The 16,010-nt window shown below is 55.8% G+C and carries 15 protein-coding genes; 5 read left to right on the plus strand and 10 right to left on the minus strand.

Annotated features, from left to right (window positions below):
- Window positions 1–25: 25 nt before the first annotated feature.
- Window positions 26–1,117: a FecCD family ABC transporter permease gene (locus JMN36_RS01810; RefSeq protein WP_221923743.1), complete on the minus strand. Its 1,092-nt coding sequence runs from the start codon at window positions 1,115–1,117 to the stop codon at window positions 26–28.
- Window positions 1,111–2,199, minus strand: coding sequence for a heme/hemin ABC transporter substrate-binding protein (locus tag JMN36_RS01815; protein ID WP_236881941.1), 1,089 nt, complete (start codon window positions 2,197–2,199; stop codon window positions 1,111–1,113). Before JMN36_RS01815 ends, JMN36_RS01810 begins: the two co-directional genes overlap by 7 nt.
- Before the next feature lie 351 nt (window positions 2,200–2,550).
- Here JMN36_RS01815 and JMN36_RS01820 point away from each other — a divergent pair, with 351 nt between their 5' ends.
- Window positions 2,551–3,150, plus strand: a complete 600-nt coding sequence (locus tag JMN36_RS01820; protein ID WP_221923744.1) for a neocarzinostatin apoprotein domain-containing protein — start codon at window positions 2,551–2,553, stop codon at window positions 3,148–3,150.
- Window positions 3,151–3,271: 121 nt separating this feature from the next.
- Here the strand turns inward: JMN36_RS01820 and JMN36_RS01825 are convergent, their stop codons facing one another.
- The 5 genes from JMN36_RS01825 to JMN36_RS01845 all read right to left on the minus strand — a co-directional run bounded on the left by JMN36_RS01825 (window position 3,272) and on the right by JMN36_RS01845 (window position 8,196).
- The gene (locus tag JMN36_RS01825) at window positions 3,272–3,946 is read right to left on the minus strand and encodes an iron-dependent transcriptional repressor DtxR (RefSeq protein ID WP_012731706.1); all 675 of its coding nucleotides are present in this window, start codon (window positions 3,944–3,946) and stop codon (window positions 3,272–3,274) included.
- A 171-nt stretch (window positions 3,947–4,117) separates the two neighbouring features.
- Window positions 4,118–5,098, minus strand: coding sequence for a sigma-70 family RNA polymerase sigma factor (locus JMN36_RS01830; protein WP_204088561.1), 981 nt, complete (start codon window positions 5,096–5,098; stop codon window positions 4,118–4,120).
- A 380-nt stretch (window positions 5,099–5,478) separates the two neighbouring features.
- Window positions 5,479–5,955 carry a D-aminoacyl-tRNA deacylase gene (gene dtd, locus JMN36_RS01835; RefSeq protein ID WP_221923745.1) on the minus strand — a complete coding sequence of 159 codons (477 nt, stop codon included), beginning with the start codon at window positions 5,953–5,955 and terminating at the stop codon, window positions 5,479–5,481.
- The gene (locus tag JMN36_RS01840) at window positions 5,952–7,553 is read right to left on the minus strand and encodes a DUF7782 domain-containing protein (protein WP_221923746.1); all 1,602 of its coding nucleotides are present in this window, start codon (window positions 7,551–7,553) and stop codon (window positions 5,952–5,954) included. Before JMN36_RS01840 ends, dtd begins: the two co-directional genes overlap by 4 nt.
- A gap of 169 nt (window positions 7,554–7,722) precedes the next feature.
- Window positions 7,723–8,196 carry a DUF3099 domain-containing protein gene (locus JMN36_RS01845; RefSeq protein ID WP_221923747.1) on the minus strand — a complete coding sequence of 158 codons (474 nt, stop codon included), beginning with the start codon at window positions 8,194–8,196 and terminating at the stop codon, window positions 7,723–7,725.
- Between the two features lie 145 nt (window positions 8,197–8,341).
- On the opposite strand from JMN36_RS01845, the gene JMN36_RS01850 reads away from it, so the two are divergent.
- Both JMN36_RS01850 and JMN36_RS01855 read left to right on the plus strand, forming a co-directional pair.
- The gene (locus tag JMN36_RS01850; protein WP_012731701.1) at window positions 8,342–8,581 is read left to right on the plus strand and encodes a DUF3039 domain-containing protein; all 240 of its coding nucleotides are present in this window, start codon (window positions 8,342–8,344) and stop codon (window positions 8,579–8,581) included.
- Window positions 8,578–10,305: a DEAD/DEAH box helicase gene (locus JMN36_RS01855; protein WP_221923748.1), complete on the plus strand. Its 1,728-nt coding sequence runs from the start codon at window positions 8,578–8,580 to the stop codon at window positions 10,303–10,305. Before JMN36_RS01850 ends, JMN36_RS01855 begins: the two co-directional genes overlap by 4 nt.
- Before the next feature lie 137 nt (window positions 10,306–10,442).
- Here JMN36_RS01855 and JMN36_RS01860 read toward each other — a convergent pair whose 3' ends face one another.
- Together JMN36_RS01860 and ppgK are read right to left on the minus strand one after the other, a co-directional pair.
- Window positions 10,443–12,257, minus strand: a complete 1,815-nt coding sequence (locus JMN36_RS01860; RefSeq protein WP_221923822.1) for an RNA polymerase sigma factor — start codon at window positions 12,255–12,257, stop codon at window positions 10,443–10,445.
- Window positions 12,258–12,733: 476 nt separating this feature from the next.
- The gene (ppgK, locus tag JMN36_RS01865) at window positions 12,734–13,489 is read right to left on the minus strand and encodes a polyphosphate--glucose phosphotransferase (protein ID WP_221923823.1); all 756 of its coding nucleotides are present in this window, start codon (window positions 13,487–13,489) and stop codon (window positions 12,734–12,736) included.
- A gap of 38 nt (window positions 13,490–13,527) precedes the next feature.
- Here ppgK and JMN36_RS01870 point away from each other — a divergent pair, with 38 nt between their 5' ends.
- Entirely contained in the window at window positions 13,528–14,622 is a 1,095-nt protein-coding gene (locus JMN36_RS01870; protein WP_236881943.1) for an inositol monophosphatase family protein, read from the plus strand.
- Window positions 14,623–14,852: 230 nt separating this feature from the next.
- A complete protein-coding gene (locus JMN36_RS01875) occupies window positions 14,853–15,149 on the plus strand; it encodes a DUF4193 domain-containing protein (RefSeq protein WP_041628833.1) in 297 nt (98 codons plus the stop codon).
- A 154-nt stretch (window positions 15,150–15,303) separates the two neighbouring features.
- Here the strand turns inward: JMN36_RS01875 and JMN36_RS01880 are convergent, their stop codons facing one another.
- Complete coding sequence (locus tag JMN36_RS01880) at window positions 15,304–15,813, minus strand: DUF3093 domain-containing protein (RefSeq protein ID WP_221923749.1); 510 nt, start codon at window positions 15,811–15,813, stop codon at window positions 15,304–15,306.
- Between the last annotated feature and the right edge of the window lie 197 nt (window positions 15,814–16,010).

Below are 16,010 nucleotides of genomic sequence, written 5' to 3' on the forward strand. Positions count from 1 at the left end.
AACAGATCGCTCTTCGTCGCAGACGCTAGCGCCATGCACCAGAGTGGCCACGAGAACGTCGGAGTAGGTAGAAGAACACGGGACCACCAATAAGCGCTGTCAGCATCCCGAGAGGAAGGTCAGCACCGCGAATAGCAGTCCGGGCGACAACGTCGGCAATGGTTAGTGTCAGCGCACCTCCCAGGGCCGAGGCTGGTATAAGAATGCGGTGTCCGGGGCCGACGATGAGCCGGAGAGCGTGAGGGACAACAAGTCCCACAAATGAAATGATGCCGGTGAAGGCCACTCCTACCGCAACGAGCAGCGAGACAATAACGACGATCGACGCGCGAAGACGCTCAACATTGACCCCTAGGTGATGAGCCTGACTCTCGCCCAAGGAGAGCAAATCAAGCGGTTTAGCCAAAGTCCAGGCGATAAGGCTGACTGGGACAGTGACGACGCAGATGATTCCTGCTGCTGTCCATGATGAGCCTGCAATGGAGCCCATTTGCCAAAACACGATCTGATCGCGAGCTGCATTATCCGCAATAAAGGTAAGGAAGGCGATAATGCCGCCGGCCATGGCATTGGTGGCGACACCCGTCAGAATGAGAGTGACAACTTCGCTTCGGCCGTTACGACGGGACGCAAAGTATATAAACGCGGTAGTACACAGGCCTGCAATGAAAGCCGCGAGCGTGACCATCCACGGGCCGAGCCCCTGATGAGCCGCGGTCGTCGATGCCCCCAGAGCGATTGCCGCGGAGGCCCCGACGGCTGCTCCAGAGGACACACCGATGATGCCCGGCTCAGCAAGCGGGTTAGAAAACACGCCTTGCAAAAGAACACCTGATACTCCCAAACCTGCGCCAACAATGGCGCCTACGACGATTCGTGGGAAGCGGACGTACCATAGTGCGGCTTCGGCATTAGCGTGATCGGGGCCGTCTAGCCAGGATATTCTCATGGAGTGGAGCAACGAGCCCATCACTTGAGTGGGGGTTGTCTCCACTTGTCCGGCGGTGGCTGACCACACCAGGCTGATGGCGAGGAGGGCGATGATCGTCGGGAAGAAGATGACGGTCGCGACAACTCGCGTTTGATGGAACGACTGTGTGCGTGAGTGTTTCACCATGACCGACGCTCCAGGGCCTCAGGTGTAGCGTTTGAGGACGGCGCAGCTGACGATGGCGACTTCGAGTCGCCATACAGGGCCTGAGCCATTGCTGTGATCACATTGCCCGCGTCAGGCCCGAACGATAACAGGTGAGAGTCGGGGACAGTCAGCACGCTGTTATGGGCCCCGGCTGGAGTCTGATCAAAACCAGGGAGCTTATGGAGACCGTCCAAGCCGCCGATGGACTCGAGCCCTTCCTTCATCACGATGATCGTATCGGGTGCGGCCTTGACCAATGCTTCTGATGTCAGGTTAGTAAAGGCCTTGTCTAGCCCGAGCCCCTCACCGGCATCGACGCCACCGAGTGATTTAATGAGGTCAGGTGCGCCAGACTTTGGTCCGGCGATCATTGAAACATTCGTCCCACGCAGGTACAGCATGATCATGCGGCGATGGTCAGATCCCGCTTTGGCCGCTTTGCTTGCGGACTCAATACCGTCCCGCACCTTCTGCGCTGCTTGGTTGCCAGCATCCTCGTCGCCTAAGGCACGACCGATCTCCTTCATGAGGTTGTCCGCGTTATCAAGGGTCCTGTCTCGATCAGTACGCACAACTGTGATCCCGGATTGTTCCAATTGGCGGAAAACGGATTGCGGCCCGATTGTTCCGTCGGTGAAAATGACGTCGGGATTGAGATCAAGAACGGCCTCCGCATTAATAGAGTGCCCACCCGGCGTTACCAAAGGCAGCTTCTGAGCCGACGGAAAATCAGTGGAGATATCTCTTCCGACGAGTTTATCGCCCATGCCCAAGGACCATAGAGATGCCGCCATAGCCCCAGATCGGTCAAGCCCAAGAATGCGATCAGCCTTTTTCACCGTCACTTTCTTGCCCTGTGACGTCGTCTCGGCCGGAAGATTGGGCTTAATCTGGGCAAGGATTTGGGGATCACCAGTGTTCAATGACGCATTGACGAGCCCTTCCGCATGGACCGGGTGAGCCGAACTATCCGACTGACTAGACGACGATTCTCCGTCGCGTGACGGGACGTCGCACGCGGTGGTTGTTAAACCAATGACGAGCATGGCGCCCACGAGCATGGTTAGGGGTTTGAAGGGGTGGCGGCCAGCTTTACAAGGGCCGGCCGATAAGAAACCTGAGGGGTAATGCAAGGTCACAGCTTTCACGGGCAACGATCAGTACAGCGATTGTGGAAGAGTCGAACTACAGACAACACTGGAAGCCTGGGCCTCCACGTCGAGGCTTTAGCTTACCTATAGGTGGGGTAGAGGAAAAGGCCACACCACCCTTATGCAGTGAGGGGGTGTTGACGTGTGCGTTAAGATGCACAGAAGGTAGACAAGTTATTTGTCTTAGCCGATGATTATACTTTTCTTGTATAAGGTTAACCACTGTACGACTTTATGAACCCTACGAGGGAGCCCTCCGCGATGAAACACAACACTCATTCCACTCGACCGGCACTAACGATGGGTATGCGGGCCGGTGCACTCGTCGTCACTTTGGGGTGTGCACTCGGAGTGGCTGCGTGCTCCAATGATAACGACTCGAATAATTCATCATCCGGTGCAGCGTCTGCCGCTAAGTCGAGTGGTCAGTCCGCCAAAGCTAGCGACACTGATGACAGTGCAAGCACAGAAGTCACCGGAACCGATGACATCGTCGTTATGAAGGTGTCGCAAGCAAAGGATCTGCGGGACGGGCAGCAAGTCACGGTAGATGTTAAGGATGCGGATCCGGACATGGGGTATTACCTCGCCCTGTGTGCGAAAGAGCAAACCGGAGATGTTCCCGATTGTCTGGGGGCTCACGGGGATCCGAATGCACAAAAGTGGATCTCTAACGAAAATGAGGACGGAGCCATTCCGGACGATGGCTCGTTCAGTGAAGAGATAACCGTCAACCAGAAGAATGTCAGTACTGGTGGAGACGAGATCGACTGCAAAACCCAAGAGTGTGTCATCAAGCTCTTTGGTGACCATAGCAACGGGTTCGTTGACGTAGCGGATATTCCGGTCACTTTCCAGTGATGGATATGTGAGTTTTCACCGCAAATATGGAAGTAGGGTGGGGCGCTCGAAGGCACACCACCCTACTCAGTTTCTACTTCTGCTAGGGTCCACTCACTTGAGCCAGGTCGGACTCGATTTTTTACTCGACGACGATAGCGTGGGCCAAGCTGACAGGAATGGCCACTGTTTCATCACCAACCGAGACCGTGGCATTACGGTCATTGACGACCGCGTGGATCTTCTTACCAGGAACAATTCCGGCGTTCCGAAGATTGGCCATCACAGCGGAATCGGACTGAAGTACTTCGTTAAACATGAGGATCTTCGCAGTGACGAGTTCATTGCGAGCGAGATCCGTGAGTCGCTTGCCCTCCATCTGCGGTTCACTGCCATTGACCCCGAGCTGCGGAAGCCCCGGAATCGGGGTTCCGAAGGGGCTGTGAGTCGGAGCATCAAGGACATCGTAAAGACGGCGCTCAACGTCGTCACTCATGACGTGTTCCCAACGACAGGCTTCCTCGTGCACTTTCTCTTTAGGAAGCTTGAGGGTAGTAGACAGTAAACACTCTGCTAAGCGGTGTTTACGCATAACCGCGATCGCAACCTGGCGGCCTGCGTCGGTAAGCTCGAGGTGGCGATCTTCTGCGACGCGGAGGAGCCCATCACGTTCCATGCGAGCTACCGTTTGGCTGACCGTGGGGCCTGATTGTTCCAAGCGCTCCGCGATGCGCGCGCGCAGGGGAGTGATACCTTCTTCATCCAACTCATAAATAGTCCGGAGATACATCTCGGTGGTATCGACGAGATCCTTCATGATGGACGCCTTTCTCAAGTAGTTCGATAAATAAGACGACGGTACTAGTTTTTACTTTACCCTTAACATAAGAGCCCCGGGAAATATTTCCCCGGGGCGTTTTTACCCACTTTCGCTGGCAATAAATGTGGGTACGCTAAAAGCCAGAATGCGAGATAAGCATCTCAGCACTTAAGCATAAGACCGCAACTTATCCGCACGCTCTCCTTTTCGGAGCTTCGCCATGACCTCACGTTCAATTTGGCGGACCCGCTCACGAGAGAGCCCAAACTCGCGACCAATCTGATCAAGAGTTCGGGGGACACCGTCGTCGAGACCAAAGCGGAGACGAATGACGTCTTGCTCCCTCTTCTCTAAGGTCGCCAAAACAGTTCTAATGTCGGAGTGGCGGAGAGATGCTACGACGGCTTCTTCCGCATCGGTCGCTTCGGAGTCCTCAATGAAGTCTCCCAGCGGTGCCTCTTCATCCGTTCCGACCGGCATATCCAAGCTCACCGGGTCACGGGACTGCTTCAGAAGAAGATCGATCTTTGATTCGTCGATACCAGACTCGTCCGCGAGCTCCTCATTGGTAGCTTCCCTGCCCAAGTGCTGGTACATCTCGCGCTTAATGCGCGAGAGCTTGTTCACTTGCTCGACGAGGTGGACAGGAAGGCGAATTGTCCGGGACTGGTCGGCCATCCCGCGTGTAATGGCTTGTCGAATCCACCATGTCGCGTACGTCGAAAACTTAAAGCCCTTGGTGTAATCGAACTTTTCGACGGCGCGAATGAGGCCCAAGTTCCCCTCTTGAATGAGGTCGAGGAGAGGCATTCCGCGCCCCGTGTAGCGCTTCGCTAATGAGACGACGAGTCGGAGGTTGGCCTCCAAAAGGTGAGCTCGCGCAGCGCGCCCGTCTTTAGCGATAGCCTTGAGATCCCGCTTCTTCGACGGAGTGAACTGTTCGTCAGATTCAAGGAGATGTTGTGCGTAGAGGCCAGCTTCAATCCGTTGCGAAAGCTCGACTTCGTCTTCCGCGTTAAGAAGTGCGGTACGGCCAATTCCGTTGAGGTAAACCCGAACTAAATCAGCTGAAGGATTTTCATTGTTGTTGGCCCGCCGGCCAGGATCACCATTAACTTCGGTTGTCGTACTGACGTGCGCTTCGTCCATGTGCTGGCTCCTTAACTGCGCTCGGTGTCGCGATAGCGGTGCAATGTGACGGCTGGTTGGAACGGGGTGGCGATGTGGACGTATGTCGTCGAACGCCACCTGATTAACGTCCCTACAGAATGTCGAGCTGTCACGATCGCATTCAGTTAGTCCAACGCATGGGTCGGTGAAAAGGTTCCATAAGCAGTTTTCCGCATGGCTCTTGGTCGCCGTTGGGGGCGGATAGGCATCGTGTGTGACGGGGTTTGAAGTCACATGAGTGTGATTTACGTCCGCAAAAGTGCTGGTAAAAGCTCTATACGCCAGAATTGACTCCCTCGCTCCCGCCTACCCCTATTCGGGGTTGTCTGCGTGACTGGGCTTCCATGGTGATTAACCGACTACGAGCGATCTCCACACGGAATATCGACGAGGACGGTGAACGGGCCATCGTTGACCGACTCGACGGCCATATAGGCGCCGAACACGCCCGTATCGACGCTCAGCCCACGGTCGCGGAGTTCCTCTACGCATGTGTTGAAGATGGGTTCAGCCTCGGCCGGTTTCGCCGCAGCAGACCACGACGGGCGTCGGCCATGGGAAGTATCACCCATCAACGTGAACTGTGACACAACAAGCATGGGCGCACCGACGTCGAGCGCAGAGACCTCAGTCGGGCGCCCCTCAGCCGTCGAACCCTCAAAGATCCGCAGCCGAGCCAGCTTTTCCGCCATAGCCCGGGCTGTGGCTGAGGTATCTCCGGTGGCTACCCCGATGAGAACAAGGAGCCCTCCCACATCCGAGTCCGGGATTGATCCAACCACTGAATCATCAACAACAACGGACGCGGAACGAACACGCGTGACTACGGCTTTCATTCAAGATCTCCAGGTATAACAAGCCCGTGGCGAATGGCATCGACAAGAATAGGGAGAAATTGGTCGGCCAGGTTCTGGGCTTCTGTAGTAGGGGTAACGAGTTCGGCAATCTCGCACACATCGCGCGCTGACAATCCATTCGGATCTAAACCGCGAAGGATGCGCAGGACGTTGTCATCGATCTCGTGGGAGAAACGTGGCCCGTCGGTCCGCGTGACTCGCGTGACGACGTCGGTAAAGGTGGAGTCCGCCTCCGGCTCGGCGAGAGAAACCTTTTCCAGGGCTAGGCCGGGCCTGACACTAAACCGACTGTCCAGGATCTCGTCGGGAGTACGCGCATCAAGCCAAGCGCAGCGTCGGAAATATTCCTCAATCTCCGGGCCGAGAGGGTCGGTGTACGGCTGAGTGAATTCCTCACACACAACCTCGGAATTTTTCTCAGGATCAATCGGAGTCAGCGCGATAAAACCAATGCCGATTCCTGTCACGCCGGCCTGATCCATATAGTCAATCCACGCCTCTGATTGCGATCGGCCGAGCTCACTGCGGGGATCGAGAGACTCATCCTTGATCCACGTGCCCACATAATGCAAGGGGTCGACGCAATCACGCTCCAACACCCATGCGCGATAACCATGGTCCGGGATCCATGATGCTACCCGCGCTTGCCAGGCCTGGTCATCTGAGTGGATCCACGCGCCCAATACGCATGCCTGACCATGAGCGGCCAGGTGCTCCGGAATACCGCGAATGAGCTTAGCGGTGGCGCCATCGAGCTCCATTCCAGAATCGCGATACACGTGGCGCAACGTCGGTGGACCCACCACAAAAGGCGGATTCGCGATGATGCGATCGAATGTCTGATCACGGACGGGTTCGAACCACGAGCCCTGCTTGAACTCCACGTTCGTACGTGACTCGGAGGTCGAAACAGCGTCGGCGGCAGCGCACGTAGCTTCAGCGAAGAGGAGCGCGCGCGGGCTGACGTCCGTTGCCGTCACCGAGTCGGCTCGTCCCCACTGGCCCATAATTTGAACTCCGGATCCGGTCCCTAGATCTAAAACTGAGCCGACGCGGGACGTACCCCTTGCCTGAAGAAGTGACCGCGACGCAGCACCCACGCCCACGACGTGGTCGGGACCCGCCGAATGATCAACCATCGAGGCATCAGCATCGCTAAAAACGAGGAAGTCAGAGTTTTCCGACGGACCGACGTGCAGAGGGCGGATATCAATTGCAATGCGAAAACGCTCTGGATCTGTATCTGGCTCGCCGACGACAACGCCGGCAGAGAGAGCGTCGGTGAAGAAACTGTCGCCGAAAGTGTCGACGAACATGTCGCGCTGTTGTGGCTCGCGAAGAATGAGTAACCGAACTGCGCGGGCGAGGCGGCGATCATGCTCACTCGAGGCTTGGTGCTCGGAGCGATGGCAGGCGAAAGAAACAGCGGCGGGTTCGTGCCGATCCAAGGCTGCCAGACCATCATCGCCGAGAACACGGTGTAAGCCCGACGACGAATAGCCGAGTTCTTTCAGGCGTTTCGCAAGGGTTGTGGCGTAGCGCGGCAGCTCGGAGATATCAGGTAGCGTGCTCACCATTGTGGCCTGTTCTCCAACCTTTCATCAGAACGTGAAGCACCTAAAGCACATGGAGCTTACGGTGCGAGCGGATAAAAATACGGGCACTTAAAGTGCGGGCGGATGGCTAAAAACCGTAAGTGAGAATCCTAAGTGAAGAGACGTGGGTAGCGCACCCTGCGCGGAACCGTTACACGGTCTTGTCAGGATCAGCGTTATTCCGCTCGGCCTCGCCAGGATCAACATCCACCGTCGTTGTCCTTGAATCAGTGGCTGCCCCTGATCCGTCTGATTCACGTGATGCGGCCCGTTCACTCCCGGCGACCAACTCACGGGCGCGTTCTCCGTCGACAAGACCGTGAAATGCGTAATAAGCGTCTCTATTCACGGCAGGCTTGTACACCTGTGGCTTCCTCGGATCGTGTGTTTCACCCACGGCATTCGCTATCACGACCGCGATCCATGGAAGGGGGACAGAGATCACAGTAAAAATGGCCGCCAGCACCAAGTTGTGCAACAGCATGTACGCCAACGCGGCGAGCAAGAGGAACGGGATACGCGATCCCTGCAAGACGGCATACTCACGCCGCCTGCGGTGCCAATCCTCAACTGGCGACCTCTGGGCGTCGGTAATAAGTGCGACGTGCTTGCGTCGGTGGAACATACTCCCCACCGTAGCCCCTCGACTGCGATCACGAAGCGTTAGCGGTAGGGTAGGTAGCTCCTAACCGGCAATCTGGATTCCCGAACATCACATGGGGTGGCTCGGGACTCTCCACCTGACTTGACGTATAAGGCATGATTGAACCGTGACAACACCGCAGACAACCACGATTGAACGCACCAAGACCGAAGAACAAACAACTGATTCGGACACACCAAAGTACTTCCACTACGTGAAGAAAAACCAGATAGTGGAATCAGCTGTGAATGGTAATTACGTGGTGGCATTGTGTGGGGAAACTTTTCCCGTCACCAAGCAAGCCAAGCCGGGCTCGCCGGTGTGCCCAGAATGTGAGCGCATTTATCGGGGGCTGCGCCGACGGTGAAACTCCGCGAATGGCAGCAAGCTGCGCTCTCGCAGTACTTTGACGCAGATCCGGACGATTTTCTAGCAGTTGCAACGCCGGGAGCAGGCAAAACAACCTTCGCGCTGACACTTGCTCGGCGTCTCCTTGATAGGAGAGCTGTCAACCGCATCATCGTGGTTGTTCCCACTGAGCACTTGAAACATCAGTGGGCCGACGCGGCTTCGCGGATGGGGATTGCGCTGGATGCCAACTTCACGAACTCAGCGGGGACCCTCAACCCTGTTTTTGACGGGATGGTGGTCACTTACGCCCAGGTTTCGATGCACCCGTTTAAACACAACTCCTTGGCTACGAGGACAAAGTCCCTGGTCATCATGGACGAGATCCACCATGGTGGGGATGCGAAGAGTTGGGGCGACGGAATCCGCTATGCCTACTCCGATTCCGCGAAGCGCCTTGAGCTGACGGGTACGCCATTCCGTTCCGACGATGCTCCGATTCCGTTTGTGCGGTATATCGAAGACGGAGATGGCCATCAGGTATCCCGGGCGGATTACACCTACGGTTATTCCCACGCCTTGCGGGACGGGGTTGTGCGTCCGGTCGTGTTCATGGCGTATTCCGGGGAAGCACGGTGGCGGGACAGTGCGGGGGAGGAGTTTGCAGCCAGGCTAGGCGAGCCGCTCAGCGCTGAGCACACGGCCAAAGCGTGGAAAACTGCTCTTGACCCCAAAGGGCAGTGGATTCCATCGGTGCTGCGTGCTGCCGATATTCGTCTCAAAGAGTACCGACGTGTCATTCCCGACGCTGGAGGGCTCGTCATAGCCACGGACACAAAGACGGCGCGTGCTTACGCGAAGATTCTTGAGCGCTTGTCGGGAGAACCGGTGACTGTTGTTCTGTCCGACGAGCCCGGATCCTCTCGTAAAATCGAAGAGTTTTCTCGATCTACTGAGCGGTGGCTTGTTGCTGTTCGAATGGTGTCAGAAGGCGTCGATGTGCCTAGGCTCGCTGTCGGTGTGTATGCGACAGCGTCGTCGACACCTCTATTTTTTGCGCAGGCTGTAGGGCGATTTGTTCGGGCTCGCGTCCCCGGTGAAACAGCGTCAATTTTCTTACCATCGATCCCGGTGCTCTTGGACTTGGCGTCCCAAATGGAAGCTGAACGCAACCACGTTTTGGGTAAACCGCATCGGCCCAATGAGGGCTGGGATGATGAGTTGGTGGCGCAAGCGAACAAAACTGAGTCCGAACCGGATGACCTCAAAAAGTATGAGTCGCTCGGCGCAGACGCGGAACTGGACCACCTCATTTATGACGGTTCGTCCTACGGCACCGGAACATTATCGGGGTCCGAGGAGGAAGCAGAGTACCTGGGGCTCCCGGGTCTGCTGAATGCGGACCAGATGAGACAACTGCTACAAAACCATCAGCAAGAGCAGTTGAAAGCTCGGGAGCGGGAGAAGAAGAAAGCCGACGAAGCACGGCGTCGGTTCCACGATCCGCGCGACGGTGAGGGGAACGACAATTGCCACAACCCCGATAGCAGTCGTGGTGTGATTGACGATCTACCGCGCCTACGAAAAGAACTTAACGCGTTGGTGTCGATTTCTGCCGCGCGAACCGGCCGTCCGCATGGGCAGGTGCACAATGAAGTCCGCCAGGCATGTGGGGGACCGCAAACAGCGTTATGCACCGCTGACCAGCTGCGGAGCCGAATTAATTATCTGCGCAAATGGTGATCTGCGTGCCGCTCAGCCGTCGTGTATTGCCTGCATGGACGGTGCTATGAGGCTTGATATACATTGTCGCCCGCATCATCCTGTGGGATTTGGATGCGGGCGACACTAGGTAAAACGCACGGGCTAATGTGCGCAGACTAGTCGAGATAATCCCGGAGAACCTGCGAACGTGACGGGTGACGCAGCTTCGACATTGTCTTCGATTCGATCTGGCGGATGCGTTCACGGGTCACGCCGTAGACTTGGCCGATCTCGTCCAATGTTCGTGGCATCCCATCTGTGAGGCCGAAGCGGAGTCGAACAACTCCTGCTTCTCGCTCAGTCAGGGTCTTCAGAACATCCTGGAGCTGGTCTTGGAGGAGGGTGAAGGAGACCGCGTCAACAGCCACAACTGCTTCGGAGTCCTCGATGAAGTCACCGAGCTGGCTATCTCCTTCGTCGCCGATGGTCTGGTCCAGAGAAATCGGTTCGCGAGCATACTGCTGGATTTCCAGGACTTTGTCCTCGGTAATGTCCATTTCGCGGGCCAATTCCTCGGGGGTTGGTTCGCGGCCCAGGTCTTGGAGGAGCTCACGCTGGATACGACCAAGCTTGTTAATGACCTCCACCATGTGGACGGGGATACGGATTGTCCGAGCTTGGTCAGCCATTGCGCGCGTAATGGCCTGCCGAATCCACCACGTTGCGTACGTGGAGAACTTGTAGCCCTTCGTGTAGTCGAACTTTTCGACGGCACGGATCAGGCCTAAGTTGCCTTCCTGAATAAGGTCGAGGAAGGCCATTCCACGGCCCGTGTATCGCTTTGCCAAGGACACGACAAGACGAAGGTTGGCCTCCAGCAAATGGTTCTTTGCTTTGCGGCCATCACGGGCGATTGATCGCAAGTCTCGCGATTGCGCCGGGCTGAGCTTGGTGTTACTCGCTTTGAGCTCCTCAAGCTTGTGGTTCGCGTATAAGCCAGCCTCAATCCGCTGCGCGAGGGATACCTCTTGTTCTGCGTTAAGCAGTGCGACCTTACCGATTTGCTTCAGGTAAGCGCGGACGGAATCCGCGGAGGCTGTCAGCTCAGCATCTTTCCGAGCTTGGCGCAGCGCTGCCGACTCATCCTCGTCCCACACGAAGTTGCCATTGTCACTATCGTCATCGTCATCATCGTCGTCAGTCGACGAATCATTAGTGCGTTTAATAGGCGAGCTCGAGTGGTCGCCATCCGTCTCGTCCTCGTCCAGTCCCGACTCGTCATCTAAGTCGTCACTGTCGAGGTCATCATCGTGATCGAGATCGTCGTGGTCAACGTCTTCATCGAGATCATCATCCAAGTCGGAGTGATCCATATCGATGTCATCGTCATCATCGATATCATGCAGCTCGAAATCGTCTCCATCATGATGGAGATCGGTATCCGCATCATTCGACGCATCCTGATCAGGATGTTCGTCGACAACCTGATCATCCGACGTGATTACGTCGGCATTCTTCTCGGCTGCTGTGTCCTTAGTCGACTTACGGCTTGCGGAGGACCGCTTATTGGCGGTCTTCGTGGTCTTTTTCGCAGCTGATTTCTTCGACGCCGTTTTCTTAGCGGTGGATTTCTTCGTCGTTGTCTTTTTCGCAGCAGTCTTTTTCGCGGCGGTCTTTTTAGCTGCGGTTTTCTTGGCCGCGGTCTTCTTTGCCGACGACTTCTTAGCTGCTGTCCGCTTGGTTGCCTTCTTTGCGGTGGACTTCTTTGGAGCAGCCTTTTCCTGGGACGATGAAGAAGACTCGTTCGCAGCTGCCAACGTATCTTCGTGGAGGACGGATGATGCCGAGGCCTGCTTCTTGGCTACCTTATTCGCGGCAGTCTTCTTCACTGTGGCTTTCTTGGCCGCGGTCTTCTTCGCAGCAGTTTTCTTAGCCGCCGTCTTTTTCGTGGCCGCTTTTTTGGCTACAGCCTTTTTCGGTGTTTCAGTCATGCCTGTTTTCGCTGTCTCCACTATCGCTTTGCCCCTTCACCGTCATTAAACCTTATGCGCGCCGTGGTTATTCCTAGAGTTCCATGAAGACTCGGTTCCTGGCCGACAGAGGCGGTCTCCCTATCTTGCGATCTCCCGATTGACGTCAATGCGACTACTCGGGGTTGCTCGATAATGTCCACATGGCCCTTCCTGATCGATGAAGATTTCGATTGGTGCTGCGCACAGATTTGACTGTTTCCGCATGTCAAGCGCTGGCGCCTACCCCAGATAGCGCGTCGCCGTCGCGGGTTGGTCCCGCGAGATGGCGATTGACGATCGTGTCACACGCCCAGGATGTAGCCTGAGCGTAATGAAGGTGTATGGCAGCCAGAGTCACTCATGTGCGCAACGAGCTGGATCGACCGCCCAGTACAACCTACGTACATCGCTCCACGTCGAGCGGCTCCGACTCTGTGTCCTTAAACGTATCTACTTTATGGGCAAATATGGTCACGCGCTGCCATCGCCGCGCCTACAATTCCGGCTCGGTTGAGAAGCTCAGCCGGCACGACTGTCGTTTCGCATGTCAATCGTGGAATCCATTTTTCATGCTTGCGTGATATGCCGCCCCCGGCCACAAACGTCGTGGGAGAAAAGAGTTTTTCGTACTCTTTGAGTACTCGGTCCACGCGTTTTGCCCATTCTTTATATGACAAGTCTTTGCGCTCTTTGACAGCCGAGGAGGCGCGTCGTTCAGCTTCCTTACCATCGATGTTTAAATGACCTAACTCACTATTGGGATACAGTTGCCCGTTAATGAGCAAGGCGGAGCCGATTCCTGTGCCAAAAGTCAGGAAAATGACCGAGCCTTTCCGTGCAATAGGGTTCCCGTAGGCCACCTCTGCTATTCCGGCAGCGTCCGCGTCATTGAGGACAGCGATATCGCGGGTTGGCCCAATATGGCGATGAAAGAGCTCCGACACGTCGGTATCGATCCATGATTTGTCGATATTTGCTGCGCTACGAGCTTGCTGCTGTTTCACAATTGCGGGAATGGTAATCCCAACAGGGCCGGTCCATTCTGCCTGTTCAACGATCTGACGGCACGTGTCAGCAACAGCGTCAGGAGTCGACGGCTTTGGTGTAAGAATCTTGATTCGCTCTCCGACGAAAGTCCCGTTATCGAGATCAACAATTGCGCCTTTTACTCCGCTTCCGCCGACGTCTATACCAAAGCCGTAATTATCCATAACTTCGATAGTAGCGGATTTCATGACGGCAACTCCGGATGAATTCGACGATCGAGCCGTTATCGGAGTATTCGTCTGAGAAAATGGCGGCGTACGCCGTGCCGTCGTCAGTGGAATTCGGGGATACTGGGCTGCAGCAAGGGGCGAAAATGGTTACCGTGGTTCGTATGACTTCTCCAGAAAACTATGCCGAAAGCAACAATGATCCTTCGGATGCCAACCCACAATTAGCAGATCCGAACACGTCGAACCCATCCACGTTGACCGATGAAGCGAGCTCAGAGCTTAATGTAGCCCTGTCAGTAGCCATTGCTGCAGGACGACACGTGCGCGACCAGCGGGCAAAGATCGCTGACCTCTCCGCTTCGGTAGCTACGAAGTCATCCGATAACGATCCGGTGACAGAAGTAGATACATCGACCGAACAATTAGTCCGGCGATTATTGTCGACGGTCCGGCCCAATGACACCGTGTTTGGCGAGGAATCGGGCGGAGAACTGCCTGAAGAGGGAACTGTCTGGGTCGTCGACCCGATCGACGGCACCGTCAATTTTCTGTACGGGATACCTTTTTACTCGGTGAGCTTAGCTGCGCAGGTGAATGGCGAAACCGTTGCCGGGGTTGTTGTCGATGTCGCACACGATCTGACTTACTTCGCCTCACGCGACGGTGGTGCATATGCGCGGAAGGGTGCCTTGGAGCACGAGACCACCGAGCCCCGCGTCGTCGCGTCTGATAAGCAGCTGTCGGTATCGCGTAAACACGATTTGTCGCACGCTCTCGTGTCTACGGGCTTTGGTTATACAGCTTCCCGACGGCACGTGCAGGGGACAGTGGTAAGCGCGATGCTTGAGACTGTCCGCGATATCAGGCGGCTGGGTTCGGCGGCCCTGGACTTATGTCATGTTGCAGAGGGTAGTGTCGATGCACACTACGAGCATGGGTTGAATTTGTGGGACTATGCGGCCGGCGCTCTTATTGCTCGTGAGGCCGGGGCACGCATTTCTGTGCCTCAGCGGACGAGCCCTGGGAGCGACGGTGAGTTACTGATGGCGGCCCATCCTGAGCTATTTGACGAGCTTAAAGACGGGTTAGCCCGAGCAGGCGGACTCGACCCAATACCGTCTGAGTAGTAGACGAAAGCAAGCCCCGGGGGTGGGGGAGTATAGGACGTCAAAATTCCCCCCTCTCGCCTCTTTAAATATCAGTTGGCGCATACCCTCTGAACAGCGGTTTCGTGAATTGAGCCGGATGTAGCAGACCTGTGAAATATGGTGCGGCCGCGTAGGACGTGACAATGCTAAGAAATTGGTCTAAAGTGCGCGTCCGACCGGCAGTTTCATCATTTCGGAGGTCGCTTGACATGCCCAAGGACTATGACGCCCCTCGTGGGGACAGGCAAGATTTCGACACAGACTCGCTTGAAGGACTTCAAGCAGCTGAGAATAAAAAAGGACCAGTGGACGATACCGACGATGGCGACATCGTCGAGCCTATCGATCTTCCTGACTTCGACTATTCCAATGAAGAGATTTCGGTCGATGTTGTGCCGAAGAAATCAGACGAATTCACCTGTGGCGTGTGCTACCTAGTTCAGCACAGGAATCGGTTGGCCTACACCGAAAATGACGGCACGATGGTGTGTCGCGATTGCGCTTAGTCGCTGACCGTTTACAAATCCGTCAGCGGTAGCACTTTGTTACCACCATGCTTTGTAGCCACGGTGCGCTGGGGTGATTACTCGGCATGCCCGCACGCTCGTGTAAATAACGGTCATTCCTGAACGTGACCCGTCGTTCAAGTCTGGCTACCGCTTAGTAGATGGGACGATCCAGCGCTTCGAGAAGTGCGTCGGGGTCCTTGGTGCTGATAAGCCAATATGGCGTGGGATCGTGCGGATCATTCAGCACCAACATCACCATCTCGGGCACCCAGGCATGGGAAACGACATAAGCCTCCGGGTCTAATTGCCTTCCCATAGCGGCGCTTTTTGCTGTGGCAGGAACGGCAAGTGTTCGTTCAATTACCGACGCAGGAAGTTTCGCTGGTCCCACATAGAGCCAGCGCTCCCCGTGAGACGTTTTCTCAACCCGTATGACGTTCCCCGATAGGGAAATGAGGGACCATAACGCTGCTGCTCCGAAGACGATCGCTCCGATGAGTGTCCAATACCAGGGGCGATTGAGTCCTAATTCGTAGGACAGCAGCACGACAAGGCCTAGAACAGCAACCCACCAGTAAAACGGGATCCACTGGCGCTCTCGGTACAGAACGTCGCCACTGCGGGTTGATTTCTGTGAGGGAGTATCACGCTGTTCATTCACAGCTCCCTAGTCTAGCGTGCCTATATTTTCACTCGCGGTTTCGCCGTCCTCTGTGTTTTTATCGTGAAGTCTTGATGCGCCTTTATGTGGATGAACCGCGGATGAACAAGGCAATGACCAGTAATAACGGAAAGATGAGCCACAACATGGCATCACCCAAGCTCTTAACCTACGTCGATACGTTGAGTCGATGACCT

It is taken from the genome of Corynebacterium pseudokroppenstedtii (assembly GCF_019754945.1).
GTDB classification, from domain to species: domain Bacteria; phylum Actinomycetota; class Actinomycetes; order Mycobacteriales; family Mycobacteriaceae; genus Corynebacterium; species Corynebacterium pseudokroppenstedtii.

Coding starts and splice junctions, on each gene's coding strand:
- dtd (WP_221923745.1), bottom strand. CDS start 5,955: ATGAAAGCCGTAGTCACGCGTGTTCGTTCCGCGTCCGTTGTTGTTGAT.
- JMN36_RS01840 (WP_221923746.1), bottom strand. CDS start 7,553: ATGGTGAGCACGCTACCTGATATCTCCGAGCTGCCGCGCTACGCCACA.
- JMN36_RS01820 (WP_221923744.1), top strand. CDS start 2,551: ATGAAACACAACACTCATTCCACTCGACCGGCACTAACGATGGGTATG.
- JMN36_RS01815 (WP_236881941.1), bottom strand. CDS start 2,199: ATGCTCGTGGGCGCCATGCTCGTCATTGGTTTAACAACCACCGCGTGC.
- JMN36_RS01810 (WP_221923743.1), bottom strand. CDS start 1,117: ATGGTGAAACACTCACGCACACAGTCGTTCCATCAAACGCGAGTTGTC.
- JMN36_RS01870 (WP_236881943.1), top strand. CDS start 13,528: ATGAATTCGACGATCGAGCCGTTATCGGAGTATTCGTCTGAGAAAATG.
- JMN36_RS01860 (WP_221923822.1), bottom strand. CDS start 12,257: ATGACTGAAACACCGAAAAAGGCTGTAGCCAAAAAAGCGGCCACGAAA.
- JMN36_RS01825 (WP_012731706.1), bottom strand. CDS start 3,946: ATGAAGGATCTCGTCGATACCACCGAGATGTATCTCCGGACTATTTAT.
- JMN36_RS01875 (WP_041628833.1), top strand. CDS start 14,853: ATGCCCAAGGACTATGACGCCCCTCGTGGGGACAGGCAAGATTTCGAC.
- JMN36_RS01830 (WP_204088561.1), bottom strand. CDS start 5,098: ATGGACGAAGCGCACGTCAGTACGACAACCGAAGTTAATGGTGATCCT.
- JMN36_RS01845 (WP_221923747.1), bottom strand. CDS start 8,196: ATGTTCCACCGACGCAAGCACGTCGCACTTATTACCGACGCCCAGAGG.
- ppgK (WP_221923823.1), bottom strand. CDS start 13,489: ATGGATAATTACGGCTTTGGTATAGACGTCGGCGGAAGCGGAGTAAAA.